The following is a 21,158-nucleotide window of genomic DNA, read 5'->3' on the forward strand; positions in this document are numbered from 1 at the left end:
GCCCTCCGCCTGTATCTGCCCGGCCGGTCGGTGCCGGCCGGGTCAGCACAAGTCGTGATTTTTACTTGATCTCGTCTTTGCCCTTCAGGCCGATCTTGAAGCTGTCGATGTAGGCGTTCGGCTTGGAGCCGTCATAGACAATCCCGTCGAGGAAGTCGTCCTGGGCCGGCTTGAAGCCGGTTTCGGTGGCGAAATCAGGGAAGTCGGACGCCTTCATCTTGCCTTCGGCGATCAGCTCTTTCGCGGCTTCGGCGTAGATGTCCGGGCGATACACGCTCTTGGCGGTTTCCATGTACCAGCTATCGGGCTTGAACTCGGCGATCTGGCCCCAGCGACGCATCTGGGTGAGGTACCAGATGGCATCGGAGTAGTACGGGTAGGTCGCGTTGTAGCGGAAGAACACGTTGAAGTCAGGCACCTGACGCACGTCACCCTTCTCGTACTCGAAGGTGCCGGTCATGGAGTTGGCGATGACCTTGTAGTCGGCGCCCACATAGTTGGAAGCGGAAATCATCTTGGCCGCTTCCTTCCGGTTCTTGTTGTTGTCCGCATCCAGCCAGTAAGCGGCGCGAATCATGGCCTTGACCACGGCCTTGTGGGTGTTGGGATACTTGTCGTTCCACTCTTTGGTCACACCGAAAACTTTCTCCGGATTGTTCGTCTGGATTTCGTAGTCGGTGATGATCGGTGCGCCAATGCCCTTGAACACGGCCTGCTGGTTCCACGGCTCGCCCACGCAGTAGCCATAGATGGTGCCGGCTTCCATGGTCGCCGGCATCTGCGGCGGCGGGGTCACGGAGAGCAGCACGTCGGCGCTGATGGTGCCGGCGGTATCGCCCTTCTTCGGCGCGTAGTAGCCCGGGTTCATGCCACCCGAGGCCAGGTAGTAGCGCAGCTCGTAGTTGTGGGTCGAGACCGGGAACACCATGCCCATCTTGAAGGGCTTGCCTTCCTTCTTGTAGTCGTCGACCACTTCTTTCAGGTATTTGGCCTGAATCGGATGCACCGGTTTGCCGTCCGGCTGAAGGGGCAGCTTCTTCTTGAGCTTTTCCATGACCTCGTTGGACACGGTGATGCCGTTGCCGTTGAGATCCATGGAGAAGGCGGTGATCACGTGGGCCTTGGTGCCGTAGCCGATGGTGGCACCCAGCGGCTGGCCGGCCAGCATGTGCGCGCCGTCGAGCTCACCGGAAATGACGCGGTCGAGCAGCACCTTCCAGTTGGCTTGCGCCTCCAGGGTCACGTACAGGCCTTCTTCCTCGAAGTAGCCCTTCTCGTAAGCCACGGCCAGCGGGGCCATGTCGGTCAGTTTGATGAAGCCGAACTTCAGGTCCGGCTTTTCCACGTCCTCGGGCAATGCGTGGGCGGCGTTCATGGCACCGACCGCGATGAGCGTGGACGCCACGATGCCACGGATGGCGCTCTTGATGGCGGAATGGGAGGGCTTTTGCACTTGATGCGTCATGGATTCAACTCCTAATGCGAAATCAAAATATTTGAAATCAATGAGTTGCCCCCATCGTTAGAGGCGCTGACCGTAGCATCCTCGCCCGGCCCGGTCCGACAGACCGTTCAGCTCGTATCTCTCACCCGCACATCCGCTCGACCCGTCATTGGGATGATCGAATGCACCCGGTGTTGTCGCCTCAAACTACGCAAGCGGTGTGCCAAAAAACATAAACACATGTTTTATAAGGATTTGATTTGTTTACCCTCTCATTTTCATTCCTGGAGCCACTCCCTTTAAAGAGGCGCTGCGCACCCGGAACGTGCATCGGCACACGAATGGTGCAACGCAATAGTGCAAGCAAATGCTTCCTGAGGAATGCCGGGCAGAAAAAAACCCGGCACGCAGCCGGGTCGTCAACACGTCGGTGAGTCCGTCAGATCACGGGATCGATGGCGCGGGTCGCCGATTGCAACGCGTCGGTGTCGACCATGAGCAAGGACATGTCGTCATGGGCCGATATGCCCGCCAGATGGTCAGCGAGCGCCTCCTTGGCGGCGGTCACGCGCTGATCGCGGGGCGCACTGGCCAGCACCTCTTCCAGGCGCAGCAGACCGAATTCATGCCCATCGGCACCAATGGCCTCCGTGACACCGTCGGAATACAGGACCACCTGCTCGCCGCTCGACAGCTTGATACGCTCGGGCTCGCAGCCCTCGCGCGTACTCTCGATGACCCCCAGCGGCAATTGCTTGGACGGCACGCGCATGCGCACCCGGCCGTTCTCGCCCACCACCAGCACCGCCGGGACACCCCCTACCCACACATCCGCGGCACCACCGGCCGGTTCGATACTCATGATGGCGGCGCCGACAAAGCGCCCCACGGGCAGTGACTGGTTCAGCAGATCATTGATCTCGCTCACCAGCCGGGCCAGCGACACATCCTGGGCCACCAGTGCGTAGAACACCGGTAACACCGGTTGAACGCTCACGGCGGCAGACAGGCCATGCCCGGTGGCATCGGCCAGCATGGCATAGAGGCGGCCACTGGGCGACGCGGCCGCCACCACCAGATCACCCGAAAAGTTCTGCGCAGGCATCACCGTGTAGTGAATGCGCGGATCGAGCATGGCCTCGGCATTGATCTGGCTGGCCATGATCTGGCGGGCCAGCTCCTGCTCCCGGTGCTGTTCGTCATGAAACCGCTGCAGGTGCTCCGCATGCTGTTCGCGCTCTTTGCGCACCCGCACCCGCTCGCTGATGTCGCGCAGCACCCCGATGAACACCTTGCGATCATCAATGATCAGCTCGGTCACACCCAACTCAAGCGGAAACGATTCTCCATTGGCCCGCACACCGGCCAGTTCGCGAACGGTACCGATGATGTTCTTTGCACCGCCATTGGCATAGTTCTCAAGATAGCGGTCGTGGTTCTCCCGGTGCGGGCTCGGCGTGAGGATGCGCACGTTCTGGCCCACCAGTTCGCCCGCGCCGTAGCCGAACATCTGGTGCGCCGCCGGGTTGGCGGACTGGATGATCCCCCGCTCGTCCGTCGTGATGATGCCGTCGATCACCGCATTGGAAATCGCCTGCACCCGCCCCAGCAGTTCGCGCTGCCCGCGCTCCATGGCAAGCAGCCGCTGCATGGTGCGCATCTTGGCCGCGAACACGGTAAAGGAAATCGGTTTGACCAGATAGTCGTCCGCACCGGCATCCAGCCCGGAGACAATATCGGCATCGGCGTTGAGCGCCGACATGATGACGATGGGCGTCCACTCACCGAACTGGGCGGCTCGAATCCGGCGGGTGGCTTCGAAGCCATCCATTTCCGGCATCATCAGATCCATGAGCACGATGTCGGGCTTTTCCCGCTCGAAGGCTTCGACCGCGTCGCGGCCGTCGACCGCGCAGATCGACTCGAGCCCGAGTTTTTTCAGGAACAACTGCATCATGTTCCGGTTCGCGGAGGTGTCGTCCGCGATCAGAACGGTCATGGGCGCCGATTTGCTTGGGTCGTTAGCGTTCACGATAGGAAGCTCTGCCACAACGGCATCAAGAAGCCTGTCTCATCACCACGGCGCGAACAATATTGCCCTTGCCCTGATATTCAAGCGAACTGAAGGCCAGCTGGCGCGCCAGTGCGATGCCACGCCCGTTCGGCGCGAAGGCGCGTTCCGGAGCCAGCTCGAGAAAGTTGTGCCAGTCGAAGCCCGCGCCCTGATCCTCGATGACGAAAGTCCATGCACTTTCACTGACCGAGATGCCGAGTTTGGCCTGACGCTCCGCGTATTCGGGCATCTGCAGCCGACGCACGACCTCTTCCTCCCAGTCCCCGGATTCGCGCAGCCGGGATTTTTCGTCGAAATCGATCCCCAGATTGCCGTGCTCGACCGCGTTGATGAGCAGCTCCGACAGACCGAGCACCACGATCTCGGGCTCGTCACACAGGGATGCGGCCAGAGCCGCCAGCGCGTGGGCTTCATCCAGGGTGCGGAAGCGGAATTCGCCGTTGTTGAGCGTGCGCAGGGCCCCCACATGCAGTTCAATGCGTTGAGAGAGGCTGCGGCGGTGCTTCAGGTCATCGAGTGCGGCGCGCACGATGCTCTGCAGGCTTTCCGGCTCGAAGGGCTTGGTGAGGTAGTAGTAGGCACCCGCCGCCAGGCCCTCGCGCACCTGATCGGGGCTGGCCGCTGCGGTCTGCATGATGACCGGCAACTCATTCAGACGCGAATCCGCCTTGATGCGCCGGAGCACTTCCATCCCGTCAATGCCGGGCATCATGCGGTCGAGAATGACCAGATCGAACGATGAGAGGGGATCGAGCAGCTTGTCCCACGCCTCTTCACCGCTGGCGGCCATGTCGAGAAGGTAGCCCTCCTCTTCCAGGTATTCACCCACGATGTCCAGATTGAACGGCTCGTCGTCCACCACCAGAATCTTGGTCGAACTCATCTTGTGTGTCCCTCACTTTCCTTTTTCTCGTTTCGGACTACCGCGTCGGCTTCAGGCACTTCCATCACCAGAACAGCACCCGCGCCATCACGCAGGACCGCGTGAATGCGACCGCCATGCGCCGCCACGATCTCCCGGCAGATGGCGAGTCCGAGGCCGGTCCCACCCGCGCCGGTGCGCGTTTTACTGCTCTGGGCGAACTTGTCGAAAACACTTTCCAGTTCATCGGCAGGAATTCCCGGTCCTTGATCCATTACCGTCAACCGGACGGATCCGAGCAGCGTCTTTCCATCCATCATCTCACCGCGAGACACGCTCAAGGTGATCTGGCCACCGTCCGGTGAAAACTTGATGGCATTGGAAATCAGGTTTCGCACCACCTGCGCCATCCGGACCGGATCGCCGACGATATACGGTTCGTCCGCCTCATGATCGAACACCAACTCCAGCCTGCGCGCAGCACACAGCCCCTCGACCTCGTGCGCCACGTCCTCGCAGACGCGCGAGAGCAGACACGGTTGCAGATCGAGCACCATGCGCCGGGCCTCGAGCTTGGACAGGTCGAGCAGGTCGTTAAGCAGCACCAGCAGCCGCTCCCCACTGACGCGAATGCGCGAAAAATAGTCGCGCACTTTGCCTTTGTCGACCTTGTCGATCTTGTCCTCACCCAGACGGGCGTAGCTGAGGACCGCATGCATGGGTGATCGCAATTCATGCGACATGTTCGCCAGAAATACCGTTTTCGCCTCGTTGGCGCGCTCGGCGGCCTCCTTGGCGGACATCATGCTGGCGGTCTGCTGGTTGACCAGCTCGGTGAGGTGATCCCGGTGTTTCTGCAATTCGGCGTTGGCGTCATGCACTTCCGTCATGTCGGTGGCACAGCACACAAAGCCGAGGAATTCACCGTGGTCACCCAAATTGGGCGATACGGTGACTTTCACGACCGCATAGTTGCCCTCTTTGCGCCGGAACCGCGCTTCGGTCTCGAAGGGCGTTCGCGTGCGCCGGGCCTCGTCCATGAGCCGCTGAACCACGTCCTGGTCGTCGGGATGAACGAACTGGATCCAGGCACGCCCGAGTGTCTCGCGCTCGCTGGCGCCGGTCATTTCATACCAGCGGCGGTTGGTATAGGTGACGTTGAACTCCTGATCGCCGAGCCAGATGATCACCGGCGCGGCCTGCGCCAACAGCCTGAACCGGCTCTCGCTCTCGCGCAGCGCGGTAGCGCGGCGTTGCTGCTCGGTCACGTTCTTGATGAGGATCAGCACACCGCCCGTACTCACCGGCGCCACCCGTGCCTCATAGTGCTGCAAGGCATCGTTGGCATTCGGCGCACTGTACTCGACCACTTCGACGCGACGCTCGCGCATCACCTTGCGCACCACCGGCTCGACCATCGCATAGCGCTTGGGACTGAGGATGCGCTGCATGGGCAAGCCCATCACCGTGCCCGGATTGATGCGCATGGCTTCGTCCTCGGAGGCACGGAAGGCGATGAAGTGCAGTTGAGCATCGAACTGCACCAGCACGTCGGGAATGGCATCGAGCATCGACTTGTTGGTGGCGTTCATGCGCCGCAAGGCATCTTCGGCCGACTTGCGCTCGGAGATATCCTCGACCACCGTCCACACGCCGGGCTCGCCGTCCTGGCCGCGCACCAGTGCGCCACTGAGCACCACCGGCACTTCGGTCCCATCCGGCCGCACGAAAGCACGCTCGTAAGGCGTCACCGCGCCACGTCGCAGGGCATCGATGGTTTTTTCCCGATCGAGCGGATGGAAGCGTTCTGGCGTCAACTCGGCATAGTAGAGCCCGATCAGCTCACTCTCCGAGCGCCCCACAATGCGGGCAAAAGCCGCGTTGGCCCGACGGATCTCACCGCCCTTGGTCACCATGGCCATGCCCAGCGGCGAATTGTGGAACAGCCCGTCAAGCTCACTCAGTGACGTGCGCAAGGCGCGCTCGGCCCGGCGCTGGGCAGTGACGTTCGAGAGCACCACGATCACGACCTTCTGCCCGTCCGCACCGTCGACCGAGGCCTTGCTCACCACCACATCGCCTTCACGCCCGTCATGACTGCGCATATGGTATTCGCGGGCAATCACGCCCCCGGACCTGAGCACTTCGCTGTCGACCGCCAGATGTTCTTCGGACTGACCGGGCAACAGATCGGCCGTAGTGCCGTTGAGCAGCGCCTCGCGAGAGGTGCCGATGAACTCGCACGCCGCCGAATTGGCATAGATGTAGCGGTGATCCTGCGACTTGATCAGCACCGGATGCGGGAAGACTTCGAGCACCCGGGCATAGAAGCGCTGAACCCGCTCCAGCTCGTCTTCGCGCGAGCGCAAGGTGGTCACGTCGGAGATGGCACCGGCCACGCGAGTCACCCGGCCGAGCCCATCCCACTGGGCCTGCCCGCGCACGCGAAGACGTCGCCGCTGGCCTTCCCGGTCGAAGGAAATGATCTCCACATCAAGCGGTGTTCGTTGCTTCAGATGCGCACGCAAGGCCGTCAGCACCACGCTGCGCTCACCCGCCTCGATCTGTCGAAGCACCTCCCGGTAAGACACCGGACCGCGGTGCGGCAGATCGAACACGATCCGGCAACCCCGGCTCGACAGAAACATCGACCGGTCGCCAGGACGCCATTCCCAGATGCCGTCGCTGGTGGCCGCCGTGGCCAGCGCAAAACGGCTTTCACTCTCGGCCAGCTCACCGGTCATGCGCTTGACCGTATGCACCGCCTGACTGCGACCGGTCAGCAGAACGAAGCACAGCCACGCCAGGCTCACGCTCAACAGCCCCCCGGCCACTTCCGCCGTGAGCTGAACCAGGCTGCCGAGTTCCTCGTCCCGATGAAAGAAGCGCAGCGTGAGCTGCCGCCCACCCAGAGTGATGAGGTGCTCACGCCCCACCTGAGGGAGGCCCGCCGCCACCGGAATGAGCGCCCGATTGGCGCCGGCGGAGGGGTCGCGAAGCTCGACCGCGTAGCGATCCTGCCAGTCGGCCAGCACGGAGTCGATCCAGCTCTTGTAGTGAATGCCCACCGCCACGACACCACGCAACTGACTCAAGGGGTGAGTCTCGACGGCGGCACGGCTCAAGCGCTCTTCAAGGGGCACGACGAGCAACGCACCGGCCGAACGGTCGGCGCCCTGCCACAGCGACAGAGGCGCGGACAGCACCGGACCACGCACCGACATGGCATGCATCACCGCGTCGCGTTCCGCCTGCCCTTCCGCAAGGTCACGACCGACCTGCAGGCCGTGCGGGGAAAACTCGGGGGCGAAATACAGAATGGGCAAGGCCGGCGAACTGCCGAAGCTGGAAATACGCACCGGCTGCGAGTAGAGCAACTCGGCGCGCTTTTGCCATTCTCCGCGCTCGAAGGCTTCGACCTTGGGCGCATAGACGACGCCCGTCGCCCCTCGGCTGAGTACCACCTCCAGGCCGCTGGCACCGGAAAACCGCAGCCACTCATCGTAGGAGACATCTTCGGAGGCGTTGAACAGCCCGGCCATGGCACGGGCCAGCGCCTCGAAATCGGCCAACCGGGCGCGCAGACTGGCGCCGATGCGAGCCACTTCCTGCTCGCGATCATGCGCCCGATAGGATTCCTCAAGACGCCCCAGCAAGGTACTGCCCAGGGCCGTCAGCAACAGTCCGACCAGGAGCACGGCCAGGGTGGTGACCCACACCGACCGCTCAACGCGGACGCGCTTCGGCGCAGCGCCGCTGAAATGCGTTTCGGCGAGCGCAGGATGATCCTGAGGGCGGGAGGTCGTCATACGGGCAATATCGGCCCGTCTGCCTCAAAACTTAAGCGCCCCCGCCGGATTTAACCGTGTTCATTACAGGGTTTTACAAGTTCAGCTGCAACCGACGCTGTCCTTGACGCCAAGCTTGCGCAGAATGGTCTCCAATGGACAGATCCGGGTGAAGCCACTCTGAAAGAGATTGGCCCCCACGAAGGCGGTAAACCACAGGAAGTTCTTGCTCACGAACAACGGCGAGCCCTCGACACCCAACCCCAGTGAAATGAGGACGAATGCGCCTGCGAAAATACGGACGAACTGATTGACGGTCAGGGTCATGCGACCTCTCCTTGCTGGATTTCGGCCACGCGCTTGCGCATGGCGGCGTAGTAAAGCACCGGGATCACCACCAGGGTGAGCACGGTGGACACGAGAATGCCGAAGATCAGGCTGATGGCCAGCCCGTTGAAGATCGGGTCATCCAGAATGAACACCGCGCCGATCATGGCCGCCAGGGCGGTCAGCCCGATCGGCTTGGCCCGCACCGCGGCCGAGTGCACCACCGCATGGGCGAAGTCGGCGCCCTCGCGCATCTGGTGGTTGATGAAGTCCACCAGCAGGATCGAGTTGCGCACGATGATCCCGGCCAGCGCGATCATGCCGATCATGGACGTGGCGGTGAATTGCGCCCCCAGCAGGGCATGGCCCGGCATCACGCCGATGATGGTCAGCGGAATCGGCGCCATGATGATGAGCGGCACCAGGTAGCTCTTGAACTGCGCCACCACCAGCAGATAGATCAGGATCAGGCCCACCGCGTAGGCGATGCCCATGTCGCGGAAGGTTTCATAAGTGATCTGCCACTCGCCGTCCCACTTGATGCTGTAGCCGGTGTAGGGGTCAGCCGGTTGCTGGATGAACCACTCGCCCAGGGTGCCACCCAGCCGGTCGCCCTCCAGCGGCATGTCCAGGATGCGGCTGCGGATGTCGAACATGCCGTACAGGGGCGAATCGATCGGCCCGCCCATGTCGCCGGTCACATACACCACCGGCAGCAGGTCCTTGTGATAGATCACCTGCTCGCGGCCGGTGTGTTCCACCGTCACCAGTTCCGAAACCGGAATCAGCGTCCCGTCCCGGGCGCGTACCTTGAGCTGCAGCAGATGGTCGATGGACGACTGGCGCTCGGCGGGCAACTGCACCCGCACCGGGATCTCGTACTTGTTGTCGCGCCCGTGCACCGGGGTGACGTTCTGGCCGTTCAGCCCGAGCTGCATCACCTCGACGATGTCGGTCTGGGCCACGCCCAGGAGCGCCGCCTTGGCCTGATTCACGCGCAGGATGAGTTTTTCGGCCGTCTCGTCGACGGTGTCGTCGGCGCCGATGATGTCCGGCGTGTTGTCGAAGGCGTCGCGCACCTTCTGCGCCACCGCCAGCTGACCGCCGTAGTCTGGCCCATAGACCTCCGCCACGATGGGCGAGAGCACCGGCGGGCCCGGCGGCACTTCCACCACCTTGGCGTTACCGCCATGCGCCTTGGCAATTGCCATGATGCGGTCACGCATGCCGATGGCGATCTCGTGGCTCTGCTCGCTGCGATGATGCTTGTCGAGCAGATTGATCTGCAGGTCGCCCTGCTCCGGCGCGCTGCGCAGATAGTACTGGCGCACCAGGCCATTGAAGTTGATGGGGCTGGCCGCGCCCGCATAGGCCTGCCAGTTATCCACGAAAGGCGATTCGGAAACGTATTCCCCGATCTCGAGCAGCACCTGCGTGGTTTCTTCCAGCGGCGTGCCCACCGGCATGTCGAGCACCACCTGGTACTCGGACTTGTTGTCCAGCGGCAGCATCTTGAGCACCACCAGCTTGACCACCGCCAGCGACACCGACGCGGCAATGAGCACGATCACCGCGAGCCACAGCAGGCTTCGGTTGCGCCCGCCGCGGCGCTCGTCGAGCATCGGCCCCATCACCTTGCCGAAGAAGCCGGACAGGCGACGGGTCATGGCATCCTCCCCCCCTTCGGCGCCTTCCCCATGGTGGGCCTTGCCGAGGAACATGTTCGCCAGCCACGGTGTAACCATGAAGGCCACCAGCAGCGAGATGAACATACCCATAGAGGCGTTGATCGGGATCGGGCTCATGTAGGGGCCCATCAGGCCACTCACGAAGGCCATGGGCAGCAGCGCTGCGATGACCGTGAAGGTGGCCAGAATGGTCGGCCCGCCCACTTCATCGACGGCACCCGGGATCAGTTGCCACAACGGTTTGGACGGCTCCAGTGTCTTGTGCCGGTGGATGTTCTCCACCACCACGATGGCGTCATCCACCAGGATGCCGATGGAGAAGATGAGCGCAAACAGGCTCACCCGGTTCAGCGTAAAGCCCCAGGCCCAGGAGGCGAACAGGGTCGCCGCCAGCGTGAGCGTGACCGCAATGCCGACGATCAGCGCCTCGCGCCAGCCCAGGGTGAGCAGCACCAGCACCACCACCGCGCTGGTCGCGAACACCAGCTTGCCGATGAGCTTGTTGGCCTTGTCGCGGGCGGTGTCGCCGTAGTTGCGGGTGACGGTCACGTTCACACCGTCCGGAATCACCGTGCCTTCCAGACTGTGCATGCGGGCGATGAGCGCATCGGCCACATCCGAGGCGTTGGCGCCCGGTTTCTTGGAAATCGACAGGGTCACGGCCGGATACGCACCGGGCGCAGCGCCGCCTTCATGCCCGGCGCCGGTGCCGAACCAAACGTAGCGCGAGGGTTGGTCCGGCCCGTCCTCGATGGTCGCAACATCGGCCATGAACACCGGTTTGCCATCGGTGACGCCCACCACCAGTTCGCTCACGTCGCGCGCCGAGCTGATGTAGGTGCCGGTCTGCACCAGCACTTCGCTGTTGTCGCGCACCAGCTGGCCCGCCGGCTGCGATGCGTTGGACAGCTGCAGGGCATCCTTGATATCCGAGGCGGTGACGCCATGGGCGTTCATCCGCGCCGTGTCGAGCAGGATACGGATCACATGCCCGGGTCCGCCGATGGTGGTCACGTCGCGCGTGCCGTCGATGCGCTTGAGCGCGATCTCGGCCGCCCGGGAGACCTGTTGCAGGTCAAAGCCGGAGCGCTCGGTGTCATCGGTCCACAGGGTGAAGGCCACAATCGGCACATCATCGATGCCTTTTGGCTTGACGATGGGCGGCATCACGCCCAGTTGCGGGCTGAGCCAGTCCTTGTGCGATTCAAGCGTGTTGTAGAGTTTGACCAGCGCCTCCTGGTTCTTGACGCCGACCTCGAACTGCACGGTCATGATCGCCATGCCTGGGCGCGAGACGGAATACACGTGCTCCACCCCGGCGATGCGCGAGAGCACCTGCTCGGCCGGTGTCGACACCAGCGCTTCCACATCCTCAGCCGAGGCACCCGGCCAGGGCACCAGCACGTTGGCCATGGTGACGTCGATCTGGGGTTCTTCTTCCTTGGGCGTGATCAGCGTGGCGAAGATGCCCATGAGCAGCAGCACCAGCGCCAGCAGCGGCGTGATGGCGTTGCGGTCGAACGCCGACGCCAGCCGACCGGAGATGCCCAGCTTTTTTGCGGTCTCGGCCATGGCCTCAGTCCGCCGCTTGGGTCTGCTTGAGGCTCAGGCTGGCCTTGATCGGATCCAGCGCCACCTGTTCGCCATCCTTGAGGCCGGCCAGCACCTCGATGCGCCCATCTCCCACCGATTCACCCGGGCGGATCTGGCGCAGATGAAAGCCATCCTCTTTCCTGACATAGACGGCGACAATCTCGCCTCGGCGCAGCACCGACGCCGCCGGAATGGTCACCCTCGACGTTTCGCCCACGAACAGGTGCATGCGCGCGAACTGGCCCGGTGCGATGCCGTCCACGCCCTGCGGCAAGGTCGCGCGCACCTCAACGGTGAAGGTGCGCGGGTCGGCCGCCGGCAGCACGGTCACACGCTCGGCCGCCACCAATTGGTTGAGTGCCGGCACTTCGAGCTGGGCCCGCAGCTTGGCGGTGTTGGCCCGGCCGATGACGGTCAGCGGCACCTGGGCCACGACGCGCATCACGCCCGGCGAGTAGACCTCGATGAGCGGGCGGCCCGGCTGAGCCATGTCACCGGCGTCCACATGGCGCACCGACACGATCCCGTCGAAGGGCGCGGTAATCGTGGTGAAGTCCCGCGCCACCAGGGCTTGCCCCTGCCCCGCCTGCGCCGCCTTGAGGCTCGCCTCCGCCGCCCGCAGCGAAGCACGGGCCTGGTCCACATGGGCCTGACTGACAAACTTCTGCTTGAACAAGGCCTGGGTGCGCTCCCATTCAGCGCGCGCATTGGCTGCTGCCGCCTGGGCACTGGCCACGTTGGCCGCCGCCGCGGCCACCGACTGGTTGGCCTCGCTGGCGTCTACACGCATCAACACCTGCCCCTTGGTCACCGTATCGCCGGCATCGACGGCCGTGCTCAGGATGCGCCCCTGAACCTGAGCCGCCACGGTGGCCGAGGACACCGCCTCGACAACACCTTCAGCCACATGCTGAGTGGCCACGGCACCGCGTTCGACCGGTGCGATTTCGACGGATTGCGCCCAAGCCGACCCGAAGGGCAGCAGGCACGCCAGAACAAGCGGGATATGTCGGATCATCATGTTTATTAGTATATGCTTATATACGCGAATTTCAAGCACTCGACCCCGCTTGCACGCGGGCGCGCCCGTGACATGCGAAAGCATGGCACGGGGGGCAGACAGACAGATTGATCTCAGTCGCGAAAACGCGGTGCCGGGGTGGTGGTGATCTCGACGCAGCGACCTTCGTCGGAATAGTCCAGCACCGGGAAGGCCAACTTGCGCGCCAGTGCGATGCCACGCCCGGTCAACTGCGCGGCGTTGACGTCAGGCATGTCCAGATGACGCCTCGGATCGAAGCCAGCGCCCTGATCTTCGATCCGGAGGGTGATGTCTTCCGCGCGAATCCGGACGGTCAGGGAGGCCACACGATCGCGGTACGCTGAATCCGCCAGGCGGCGGGTGATTTCCTCATGCCACCGACCGGATTGCACCATGAGCGCCTTGGCGTCATAGCCGATGCCCAGGTTGCCATGTTCGACGGCATTGACCAGTAGCTCGAGCAAGGCAACCCGCACCAGATCGGGCGCCGAGCACAGCATCGACACCCCGTGCGCGAGCGCCGAAGCGTCATCGAGGGTACGAAAGCGGAATACCCCCTCGCCCAGGAGGCGCAACGCCGCGCTCAGGTCCGTGGCACGCTCGCGCAGGTCTTCGGTCTCGCGATGTTGTCGCAGCGCCGCCCGAACGATGCGGGTGAGCGCGCTGATTCGATAAGGCTTGGTGAGGTAGTAGTCAGCGCCCGCCTCGATCCCCTCGGCCACCTGCACCGGATCGGCCGCGGCCGTCTGCATGATGACCGGGGTCCGGCTCAGGCTGGGCGTCTCACGGATGTGGCGAAGAATCTCCATCCCGCCCGGTTCGGGCATGCGGCGGTCCAGCACCACCAGATCGAAGGGCGGGCCGCTGCGCTGGAGCATCTCCATGGCCTGCTGCCCGCTTTCGGCTGCGGTCACTTCGTAGGATTCGCCCAGCACATCGGACGCAATCTCGAGACTGAAGGGCTCGTCGTCCACCACGAGGATGCGTGCACGTTCGGCACTGCGCTGCATCATGCGTTCGCCTCCTCGGTTTCCTGCGTGAGCGGCATGGCCGGCAGGATGACGCGAAACAGCGCCCCGCCGCCCGTGCGGTTCTCGGCCTCGATACGCCCCCCGAAGGACTGAACGTGCTGACGACACACGGCCAGTCCCAGTCCGGCCGACATGGTTTCATCTTCCGCTGACACCTGCCGCGGAAAGGCTTCGAACAGGCGCTGCGGGTCCTCCTCATCCAGACCGAAGCCTTCATCAGAGACTTCAAGCACGACGGCCCCCGAAGGACTGTCCGGCGCGTCGGGCAGCGGATACAGGCGCAGGTCAATCGCCCCGTTGCTGGGGGAGAACTTGATGGCGTTGATGAGCAGATGCTCGACCACCTGACTCAGGCGTTTGGCATCGGCGCGGACCGGCCCCACTCCGTGGGCATCGATCACCTGCGCACGCAGGCGCTTGGCACCGAGCATGGGTGCGCTGTCGCGCACCACATCTTCGCAGACGGTTTGCCAGGGAACGGGCTCTAACTTGAGCGGACCGGCCGTCAATTCGGCGCGGGAGACATCCAGCAGATGCGCCACCATGTCGAGCATGCGCTGGGCGCTTTGCTCCACCCGATCGCAGTATTCGAGCACCGATTCGCCCCGTCGCCCCCTGCGCTCGGCCATCTGCGCGAAACCCATGATGGCGTGGAGGGGTTCGCGCAGCTCGTGGGAGAGCGACGCCAGAAAGTCGGCCTGCTGGCGCCGTGCCCGTTCGGCCGCATCCTTGGCCAGCAGCAGATCGATGGTCTGCTCGGCGACAAGCTCGGCCAGATTGTCCCGGTGCCGCCGGATCTCGGCCTCCTGCTCCTTGCGTTCGGTGATGTTGCGAATGATGCACAGGAAACCACCGGTGCTGATCTGGACCATGCGGCCCTCGAACTGCACATCCTCCGCCTCCATGGTGTCGAGCCGGTATTCCATACTTTCAACGGGACTGCCGACACGCAGTCGGGCACAGGCGTCGTGGAACTGGAGCGCGACCCTTGGCGGCAAGACCTGATCGACCTTGCGGCCCATAAACTCGTCAGGTGGCACCGCAAGATCGGATTCACGAGGCGCATGATAGCGAACGAAGACCAGAGACTCGTCGAGTTCGAACATCAGGTCGGGCATGGCTGCGAGCACACTGGCATGGCGCGCCGACAGCTCGGCCTCGGCCGTCTGCGCCAGTCGCGCATCGGTCACATCGGCAACGAAACCGGAAGCGCCCACCACCAGGCCCAGTTCGTCGCGCATCAGCCGACCGCGACTGCGCGCCCAGCGGGTCGCGCCATCCGGGCGCACGACACGATAAGTGACATCGTAGGGCACACCGTGCGCCTGGTGACGCGCCATGGCCTCCTTGACCATCGATCGATCGGCCGGATGCACCCGCGCAACCCACTGGTCGAACGGCACCCGGGCAACCCCTTCACCGCCCCCAACGCCATATATTTCGCAGGACCGCTGCGAGGCAGTAACCGTGCCCGTCGAGGCCTCCCAGTCCCACCAGCCCTCGCGGGTGGCTTCGAGGGCGAACAGAAAGCGGCGCTCCTGCTCATCGAGGCGGCTCTGGAATCGGGCGGCCGTCTGCGTGCTGGAGCGCCGCTGACGCTCGCGCAACGCAAATACGGTGGCGCCCAACGCGATCACGGCGAGCACGGCAACCAGCGCGGTGGCGCTCACGCCTTCGAGCCCATTGAGATCGGCACGGGCCGGTGCGCTCGCACACATGCCGACCAGGGCGACCACCCCGGAAAGCGACAGGCGACCCACGCCGTTCGGGCTTACGCAGTCAGTCTGACCGGCAATGGCTGGCGACACGCGATCGCGCAACTTCAATGGCATGACTTCCTCACTGCGCCAGGGAACTATTCTCAGAAGACCTATCGTCAAGCCTGCCAGCGACTTGAGCGCTTTATTATTCCATTGTTCTATCCCGCAAGGGCGTACTCAGCGATGGCATTGACGACAGGTTCGGCCTCGCCGGCAGCCGTGACCAGCGTCATGCCCACGTCCGGGTGGCGCGCGCGCGCCTGATCGACCAGAAGCGGCACATCACGCTTGAGGTGCCCGCCCTGGGCGAGAAACACCGGCACGATGCGGATCTGCCCTGCACCGTCGCGCACCAGCCGGTCCACCGCCTCATCCAGGGTCGGACTCATGAACTCCATGAAGGCCAGCGCCACTGGCGTGCCCGGCGCAGTCTCTTCAATGCGCGCGGCCATGCGCTTCATCGGCCCCGCCCACTCGGGATCACGGGCGCCATGCCCGAACAACACGATGCCGGCCCTACCTGTCTGTTCATTGCTGCTCACACTGTTTCCTTAAGCATAGTCGCCGATTGGCTCGTTATCATATGGCCATGATGACCTCAATGACGACCCGATTGTTCCTTGCCCTGGGTCTGGCATGCCTGACCCTGCCCCTCCACGCTGCCCCCAGGACCGCCCTTGTCCCCGGCGGCATCGCCCACATTCCCCTTGGCCCCATCAATAGCGGACGGCCCGAAGCGCGCTTTGGCGGTGCACCGGTGCTCGTCATGCAGGAGGACAAGCGCTGGGTTGCCTGGGTAGGCCTGCCGCTGGACCTGAAGCCCGGCATCCACACCGCGACCGTCAAGCAGGGCGGCGACACCGCCGAGATGCCGATCGAGGTCGGGGACAAGGCCTACCCGGTGCAGCATCTGAAGGTCAAGAACCGGCGCATGGTCAATCCCGATCCGGACGACCTGAAGCGCATCGAACGCGAGGCGGCCACCCAGAACGAGGTCAAGACCCTCTTTCGCGATGAGGCCCAGCCGGAGATCGACTTCGTCATACCGGTCAAGGGCCGACGCTCAAGCACCTATGGTCTGCGCCGGACCTTCAACGGAGAACCGCGAGCCCCTCACCGGGGGCTCGACATCGCGGCCGCCAGAGGCACACCGATCGTGGCCCCGTCGGGCGGCGTGGTCACGCATGTGGGGAACTTCTTCTTCAACGGGAATACGGTTTTCATCGACCATGGTCAGGGCCTGATTTCCATGTTCTGTCACATGGACCGGGTGAGCGTCGAAGCGGGCTCACGGGTGCGCCAGGGCGAGGCGGTCGGCACCGTGGGCAATACCGGCCGGGTGACTGGCCCGCATCTGCACTGGAGCCTGTTCCTGAACGGGACGCCGGTGGACCCGGCGCTTTTCATCGACTGATCATTTGACGCCGTTCGCAAGGGTGTCGATCACCCGACCGGCGGCCATGATGCCGAAGCTGGCTGTCACCGCCATGCTCGAACCGAAACCGGCACAGCTCAGCCCCTGTGGCCCGACGTCGGCTTCGCAGTGCCCCTCGGGATACTGAAGGGGCTCGAGCGAATAGACCGCCTCGATGTTGAAGCGCTTGTCGCCCCCGCGCGGGAAGCCATGTTTTTGCCGAAGGCGCTTGCGCAGGCGGGCCAGCAACGGGTCCTGCGACGCGCGCGCCAGATCCACCACCTCGATGAGGCGCGGATCCTTCTGCCCACCCGCCGCGCCAATGGTGATGACCCGCACCCCCTCCTGCCGGCACCAGCTGAGCATGGCCGCCTTGGCACTCATGTCGTCCACCGCGTCGATGACGAAATCAAGCGAGGTGTCGAGCACCTCGCCCACGTTGTCGGGCGTCACGAAATCATCGACACACATCACCTCGGTGCGCGGATCAATGGCCTTGATGCGCTCTGCCATGGCGGACACCTTGGCTTGCCCCAGCGTGTGTTCCAGCGCGTGAATCTGCCGATTCATGTTCGACTCGGCCACATGGTCAAGGTCGATCAGGCGCAGATAGCCGATACCGCTGCGGGCCAGGGTTTCCACCGCCCACGAGCCCACGCCCCCGAGCCCGGCCACGGCCACCCGGGCCGCGCGCAAGCGCGCCAGTCCGTCGGCCGCGTAGAGACGCGCAATACCGCCGTAGCGGCGGGTCTCGTCAACGATGTTGTCAGATTCGCTCACGTCAATGAACTCCGGGGCCAAAGCCCCCTCAAAACATAAAATCCCGGAGCTTGTGGATGTTCTCTCTTCCTGCCCCTCTTGTCCTCGCCCTGGGTCTGGGCATCACCACCGCCAGCAACGCTCAGAGTCTCGACACCGTGCAGATCGCACTGCGCGGCATCAATGCCTACGCCAACGGGCAGATGACTGCGGCGGCGCGTGACTTCGAGGTGGCAGGTCGGCGCGGGAACCGCCTGGCGCAATACAACTTCGCCATCATGGTTGCCCGTGGAGAAACCACCAGCGAAGACGCCTATCCGGTGTGGCGATGGCTGCGCCGCGCCGCTCATCAGGGACTGCCCCCCGCGCAGTACGCCTTTGCCCTGCTTTACGCCAATGGTGATGGCGTCGAGCGCAACCCGGCCACCGCGGCGAAATGGTATCGCAAGGCCGCGGTCCAGGGGCATGTGGACGCGCAAATGGCGCTGGCGCAAATGTATCTCGACGGGAATGGTTCGACGGAAGACCGAGCCCAGGCGGCTCACTGGCTGGCCGCGGCGGCGCGTTCGGGTGACCGCCAGGCACAACGCCAGCTGGCACACATGCTCGACACCGGCGACGGCGTATCACGCGACCCGGAAGCGGCTCGATTGTGGCGACAGCGGGCGGACGAAGCCGAAACGCGCGCCGCCGAGCCCCATTGATCAGGCCGTCTGTTTGTCCAGCCACACCTCCAGACCCTGGGCATTGAGCTCGAGGTCCATGGCGAAAAGGTCGAACAAGGTATTTTCATCCACCGGCCATTGCTGGCGCTGGGCTTCCTGACGCATGAGCGCTGACAGCCCGTTGCGAATGATCTGGTGCCGATGATCCAGCGCGTCAGCCCCTGAACGCGCAATCGCCACATGGGCGTCGATCAGCCGGTGCAGATCCGAAGCGAGCCGCGGCAGATCGGTCACCCTTGAGTAGTGCGTCAGATACATGGCAGTGGGCTGCTCGGCCATCAGGCGATCGATGGAGGCATGCAGCGCCTCGGGGTCGAACTGGACCGGCGTGGTGGACGGAAACACGAATTGCCGGCCGTCATGATCGAGTTCCCGATACGACAGACCGAAGGTATCGCCAGTAAACCAGGCGCGGGTCTGTTCATCGAAGTAGCACACATGATGCGCCGCATGACCCGGCGTGTCGGCCACGCGAATCTTCCGTCCGGCCAGATCAAGCACCAGTCCATCGGTCGCCTCGATGATGCGTTCGGCCGCCACCGGCTGGATCTTGCCGTACTTGGCAACGGCGTCATCCTCGCCATAGACCGCCACGGTGCCGGCCCACAACTTTGACGGATCGACCATGTGGCGCACGCCACGCGGGTGCACCACCAGTCTGGCGTTGGGACACGCCGCCATGAAGGCGCCTGCGCCTCCGGCATGATCCAGGTGGATATGGGTCAACAACACATACTTCACCTGCTCGGGCCGATAGCCGAGCTCGGCCAATGCCGACATCATCCGCGGGGCGGTGTCGTTGTTCCCCGTATCCACGATGGCCAACGCGTCGTCCGACACGATGACGTGAATGGCTGCGAGCTGTTCTCGGAGGTATCCGGATTCGATGGCATGAATGCCTTCAGGATAGGTGGTCAGCAACTGCATGAAACGCTCCCGGGCAAAATCCCCCACATTCTAGCGGCCAATGCCCCGTTTTTTGCCCAGGATCAATAAAGCCGTGCGCTTGCAGTGCTTCAATGAAACATGAATGCAACACATGGCGCCTGCCGCGCGTCATGTCGGCGGGCACACACAATGTCCATAATGAGAGGGAGACTCGCCATGCTGACACTTGACGACTGCATTGAACTGTCAGAACTGACAGAAGAGGAAATTCTCGCCATCGCCGAGCACGAACACCTGCCCGAAATGGTGGCACTGGAACTGGGCAACTACCTGACCCACACGTCGAGCGGCGAAAAGCGCATCAAGCGCATGATCTGCGACGACATGGAAGAAGCGCGAGCCAAGGGCGACGCGCATCGGATCAGCATGCTCAAGATGGTGCTCAAGCATTTCGTGGAGCACCATCACAGCGGCGCGTAAGTGCGTACGCCTGCGGGTGACAGGCCGGGACAGCTTCCCTACACTCGAAGCTTTCCCGCCTGCCACGCCGCACCATGAACCCAGCGACCGCCCCCTTCGACTTCACCACTCCCATTGACCGTACCACCACGCCGGGCGAGAAGTGGGGTAAATACGCCGGTCGGGACGTGATTCCCATGTGGGTGGCGGATATGGATTTTGCCGCGCCCAGCGCAGTGCTCGACGCCCTGCACTCGCGGATCGATCACGGCGTCTTCGGCTATACCGACGCCTGGCCCGGCCTGGTTGAAGCGGTCATTGACGGCATCGAGCGCGACCACCGCTGGCGCATCGAGCCCGACTGGATCGTGTGGCTTCCCGGCGTGGTCACCGGCTTCAACGTCGCCTGCCTGCTCGCCGGCGAACCTGGCGACAGCGTATTCACCACCACACCGGTCTATCCCCCGTTCCTGCAGGCACCGGGCAACACCATTCGCCAGTTGCAGCGCGCAGACATGGTCGAGCGTGCCGGTCGCTGGGAATGGGACTGGGACGCCGTCGATGCCGCCATGGACCCCACCACCCGCCTGGTCCTGCTGTGCAATCCGCACAACCCGATCGGTCGCGTCTTCACCCGGGATGAGCTGAGCGCGCTGGCCCAGCGCGCCGAAGCGCGCGACCTCATCATCTGCTCGGACGAAATCCATTGCGGGCTGGTACTCGATGGGGAGCACATTCCCATCGCCAGCCTTGACGAGCACATCGCACGCCGCACCATCACCCTGATGGCGCCCAGCAAGACCTGGAACATCCCGGCCCTGTACGCGAGCTTCGCCATCATCCCCGATGCTACCTTGCGTGTGCGCTACAAGCGCGCCATGCGCGGCCTCGTCCCCCACCCCAACGTGCTGGGTCTGGTGGCCACCGAAGCGGCCTATCGGGACGGAAACCCATGGCGCGAGGCCCTGCTCGATACGCTGCGAGAGAACCGCCAGCGCGTTCTGACCGCCATCGACGCCATGCCCGGCCTGCGCACCACATCGCCCGAGGCGACCTACCTGGCCTGGATCGACTGTCGGGACGCCGGCCTCGAGAACGCCGCTGATTTCTTTGAGACCCACGGCGTCGGTCTCTCCAATGGCACCTATTTCGGCGCCCCCGAGGGGTGGGTGCGCCTCAACTTCGGCTGCCCGGCCCAGACACTGGAGGCTGGACTGGCACGCATGGCGGCGGCACTGGCCTCACGCTGAACACGCGCCCCGCATCGAACGCGTCACCGGCTGCTGCTGCGCTGAAAAGAAACA

16 protein-coding genes are annotated in these 21,158 nt (G+C 63.9%); 4 read left to right on the plus strand and 12 right to left on the minus strand.

Features of this window, described 5'->3' with window-relative positions:
• Positions 1–61: 61 nt before the first annotated feature.
• The 10 genes from J0W34_RS17985 to J0W34_RS18030 form a co-directional block, all read right to left on the minus strand.
• Entirely contained in the window at positions 62–1,465 is a 1,404-nt protein-coding gene (locus J0W34_RS17985; protein ID WP_227816632.1) for a CmpA/NrtA family ABC transporter substrate-binding protein, read from the minus strand.
• Between the two features lie 418 nt (positions 1,466–1,883).
• Complete coding sequence (locus tag J0W34_RS17990) at positions 1,884–3,443, minus strand: SpoIIE family protein phosphatase (protein ID WP_227816633.1); 1,560 nt, start codon at positions 3,441–3,443, stop codon at positions 1,884–1,886.
• Positions 3,444–3,501: 58 nt separating this feature from the next.
• A complete protein-coding gene (locus J0W34_RS17995) occupies positions 3,502–4,401 on the minus strand; it encodes an ATP-binding response regulator (protein WP_227816634.1) in 900 nt (299 codons plus the stop codon).
• A complete protein-coding gene (locus J0W34_RS18000) occupies positions 4,398–8,189 on the minus strand; it encodes a PAS domain S-box protein (RefSeq protein ID WP_230969698.1) in 3,792 nt (1,263 codons plus the stop codon). Before J0W34_RS18000 ends, J0W34_RS17995 begins: the two co-directional genes overlap by 4 nt.
• 81 nt (positions 8,190–8,270) lie before the next feature.
• The gene (locus J0W34_RS18005; protein ID WP_227816636.1) at positions 8,271–8,495 is read right to left on the minus strand and encodes a YgaP family membrane protein; all 225 of its coding nucleotides are present in this window, start codon (positions 8,493–8,495) and stop codon (positions 8,271–8,273) included.
• A complete protein-coding gene (locus tag J0W34_RS18010; RefSeq protein WP_230969699.1) occupies positions 8,492–11,755 on the minus strand; it encodes an efflux RND transporter permease subunit in 3,264 nt (1,087 codons plus the stop codon). The genes J0W34_RS18005 and J0W34_RS18010 overlap by 4 nt, the downstream gene beginning before the upstream one ends.
• A gap of 4 nt (positions 11,756–11,759) precedes the next feature.
• Positions 11,760–12,797, minus strand: coding sequence for an efflux RND transporter periplasmic adaptor subunit (locus J0W34_RS18015; protein ID WP_230969700.1), 1,038 nt, complete (start codon positions 12,795–12,797; stop codon positions 11,760–11,762).
• Between the two features lie 113 nt (positions 12,798–12,910).
• Entirely contained in the window at positions 12,911–13,831 is a 921-nt protein-coding gene (locus J0W34_RS18020; protein WP_227816639.1) for an ATP-binding response regulator, read from the minus strand.
• Positions 13,828–15,681, minus strand: a complete 1,854-nt coding sequence (locus tag J0W34_RS18025; RefSeq protein ID WP_227816640.1) for a sensor histidine kinase — start codon at positions 15,679–15,681, stop codon at positions 13,828–13,830. The genes J0W34_RS18020 and J0W34_RS18025 overlap by 4 nt, the downstream gene beginning before the upstream one ends.
• An 86-nt stretch (positions 15,682–15,767) precedes the next feature.
• On the minus strand, positions 15,768–16,151 hold the full coding sequence (locus J0W34_RS18030; protein WP_227816641.1) for a sirohydrochlorin chelatase: 384 nt from the start codon (positions 16,149–16,151) through the stop codon (positions 15,768–15,770).
• A 59-nt stretch (positions 16,152–16,210) separates the two neighbouring features.
• Here J0W34_RS18030 and J0W34_RS18035 point away from each other — a divergent pair, with 59 nt between their 5' ends.
• Complete coding sequence (locus tag J0W34_RS18035) at positions 16,211–17,023, plus strand: peptidoglycan DD-metalloendopeptidase family protein (protein ID WP_230969701.1); 813 nt, start codon at positions 16,211–16,213, stop codon at positions 17,021–17,023.
• Here J0W34_RS18035 and J0W34_RS18040 read toward each other — a convergent pair whose 3' ends face one another.
• The gene (locus tag J0W34_RS18040; RefSeq protein ID WP_230969702.1) at positions 17,024–17,803 is read right to left on the minus strand and encodes a tRNA threonylcarbamoyladenosine dehydratase; all 780 of its coding nucleotides are present in this window, start codon (positions 17,801–17,803) and stop codon (positions 17,024–17,026) included.
• A 56-nt stretch (positions 17,804–17,859) separates the two neighbouring features.
• Between J0W34_RS18040 and J0W34_RS18045 the strand changes: the two genes are divergently transcribed.
• On the plus strand, positions 17,860–18,486 hold the full coding sequence (locus J0W34_RS18045) for a tetratricopeptide repeat protein (RefSeq protein ID WP_230969703.1): 627 nt from the start codon (positions 17,860–17,862) through the stop codon (positions 18,484–18,486).
• On the opposite strand, the gene J0W34_RS18050 is transcribed toward J0W34_RS18045, so the two are convergent.
• Positions 18,487–19,434 (minus strand): MBL fold metallo-hydrolase, encoded by a 948-nt coding sequence (locus J0W34_RS18050; protein WP_230969704.1) that lies wholly within the window; start codon positions 19,432–19,434, stop codon positions 18,487–18,489.
• Positions 19,435–19,611: 177 nt separating this feature from the next.
• On the opposite strand from J0W34_RS18050, the gene J0W34_RS18055 reads away from it, so the two are divergent.
• Both J0W34_RS18055 and J0W34_RS18060 read left to right on the plus strand, forming a co-directional pair.
• On the plus strand, positions 19,612–19,875 hold the full coding sequence (locus J0W34_RS18055) for a hypothetical protein (protein ID WP_230969705.1): 264 nt from the start codon (positions 19,612–19,614) through the stop codon (positions 19,873–19,875).
• A gap of 74 nt (positions 19,876–19,949) precedes the next feature.
• Complete coding sequence (locus J0W34_RS18060; protein ID WP_230969706.1) at positions 19,950–21,104, plus strand: MalY/PatB family protein; 1,155 nt, start codon at positions 19,950–19,952, stop codon at positions 21,102–21,104.
• Positions 21,105–21,158 lie beyond the last annotated feature (54 nt).

The organism is Nitrogeniibacter aestuarii (assembly GCF_017309585.1).
Classification (GTDB): Bacteria; Pseudomonadota; Gammaproteobacteria; order Burkholderiales; family Rhodocyclaceae; genus Nitrogeniibacter; species Nitrogeniibacter aestuarii.

What these genes read in the sequence shown, in the direction of transcription:
- J0W34_RS17985 (WP_227816632.1), bottom strand. Translation starts at nt 1,465, where the DNA reads ATGACGCATCAAGTGCAAAAGCCCTCCCATTCCGCCATCAAGAGCGCC.
- J0W34_RS17990 (WP_227816633.1), bottom strand. Translation starts at nt 3,443, where the DNA reads ATGACCGTTCTGATCGCGGACGACACCTCCGCGAACCGGAACATGATG.
- J0W34_RS17995 (WP_227816634.1), bottom strand. Translation starts at nt 4,401, where the DNA reads ATGAGTTCGACCAAGATTCTGGTGGTGGACGACGAGCCGTTCAATCTG.
- J0W34_RS18000 (WP_230969698.1), bottom strand. Translation starts at nt 8,189, where the DNA reads ATGACGACCTCCCGCCCTCAGGATCATCCTGCGCTCGCCGAAACGCAT.
- J0W34_RS18005 (WP_227816636.1), bottom strand. Translation starts at nt 8,495, where the DNA reads ATGACCCTGACCGTCAATCAGTTCGTCCGTATTTTCGCAGGCGCATTC.
- J0W34_RS18010 (WP_230969699.1), bottom strand. Translation starts at nt 11,755, where the DNA reads ATGGCCGAGACCGCAAAAAAGCTGGGCATCTCCGGTCGGCTGGCGTCG.
- J0W34_RS18015 (WP_230969700.1), bottom strand. Translation starts at nt 12,797, where the DNA reads ATGATGATCCGACATATCCCGCTTGTTCTGGCGTGCCTGCTGCCCTTC.
- J0W34_RS18020 (WP_227816639.1), bottom strand. Translation starts at nt 13,831, where the DNA reads ATGATGCAGCGCAGTGCCGAACGTGCACGCATCCTCGTGGTGGACGAC.
- J0W34_RS18025 (WP_227816640.1), bottom strand. Translation starts at nt 15,681, where the DNA reads ATGCCATTGAAGTTGCGCGATCGCGTGTCGCCAGCCATTGCCGGTCAG.
- J0W34_RS18035 (WP_230969701.1), top strand. Translation starts at nt 16,211, where the DNA reads ATGACGACCCGATTGTTCCTTGCCCTGGGTCTGGCATGCCTGACCCTG.
- J0W34_RS18045 (WP_230969703.1), top strand. Translation starts at nt 17,860, where the DNA reads ATGTTCTCTCTTCCTGCCCCTCTTGTCCTCGCCCTGGGTCTGGGCATC.
- J0W34_RS18050 (WP_230969704.1), bottom strand. Translation starts at nt 19,434, where the DNA reads ATGCAGTTGCTGACCACCTATCCTGAAGGCATTCATGCCATCGAATCC.
- J0W34_RS18055 (WP_230969705.1), top strand. Translation starts at nt 19,612, where the DNA reads ATGCTGACACTTGACGACTGCATTGAACTGTCAGAACTGACAGAAGAG.
- J0W34_RS18060 (WP_230969706.1), top strand. Translation starts at nt 19,950, where the DNA reads ATGAACCCAGCGACCGCCCCCTTCGACTTCACCACTCCCATTGACCGT.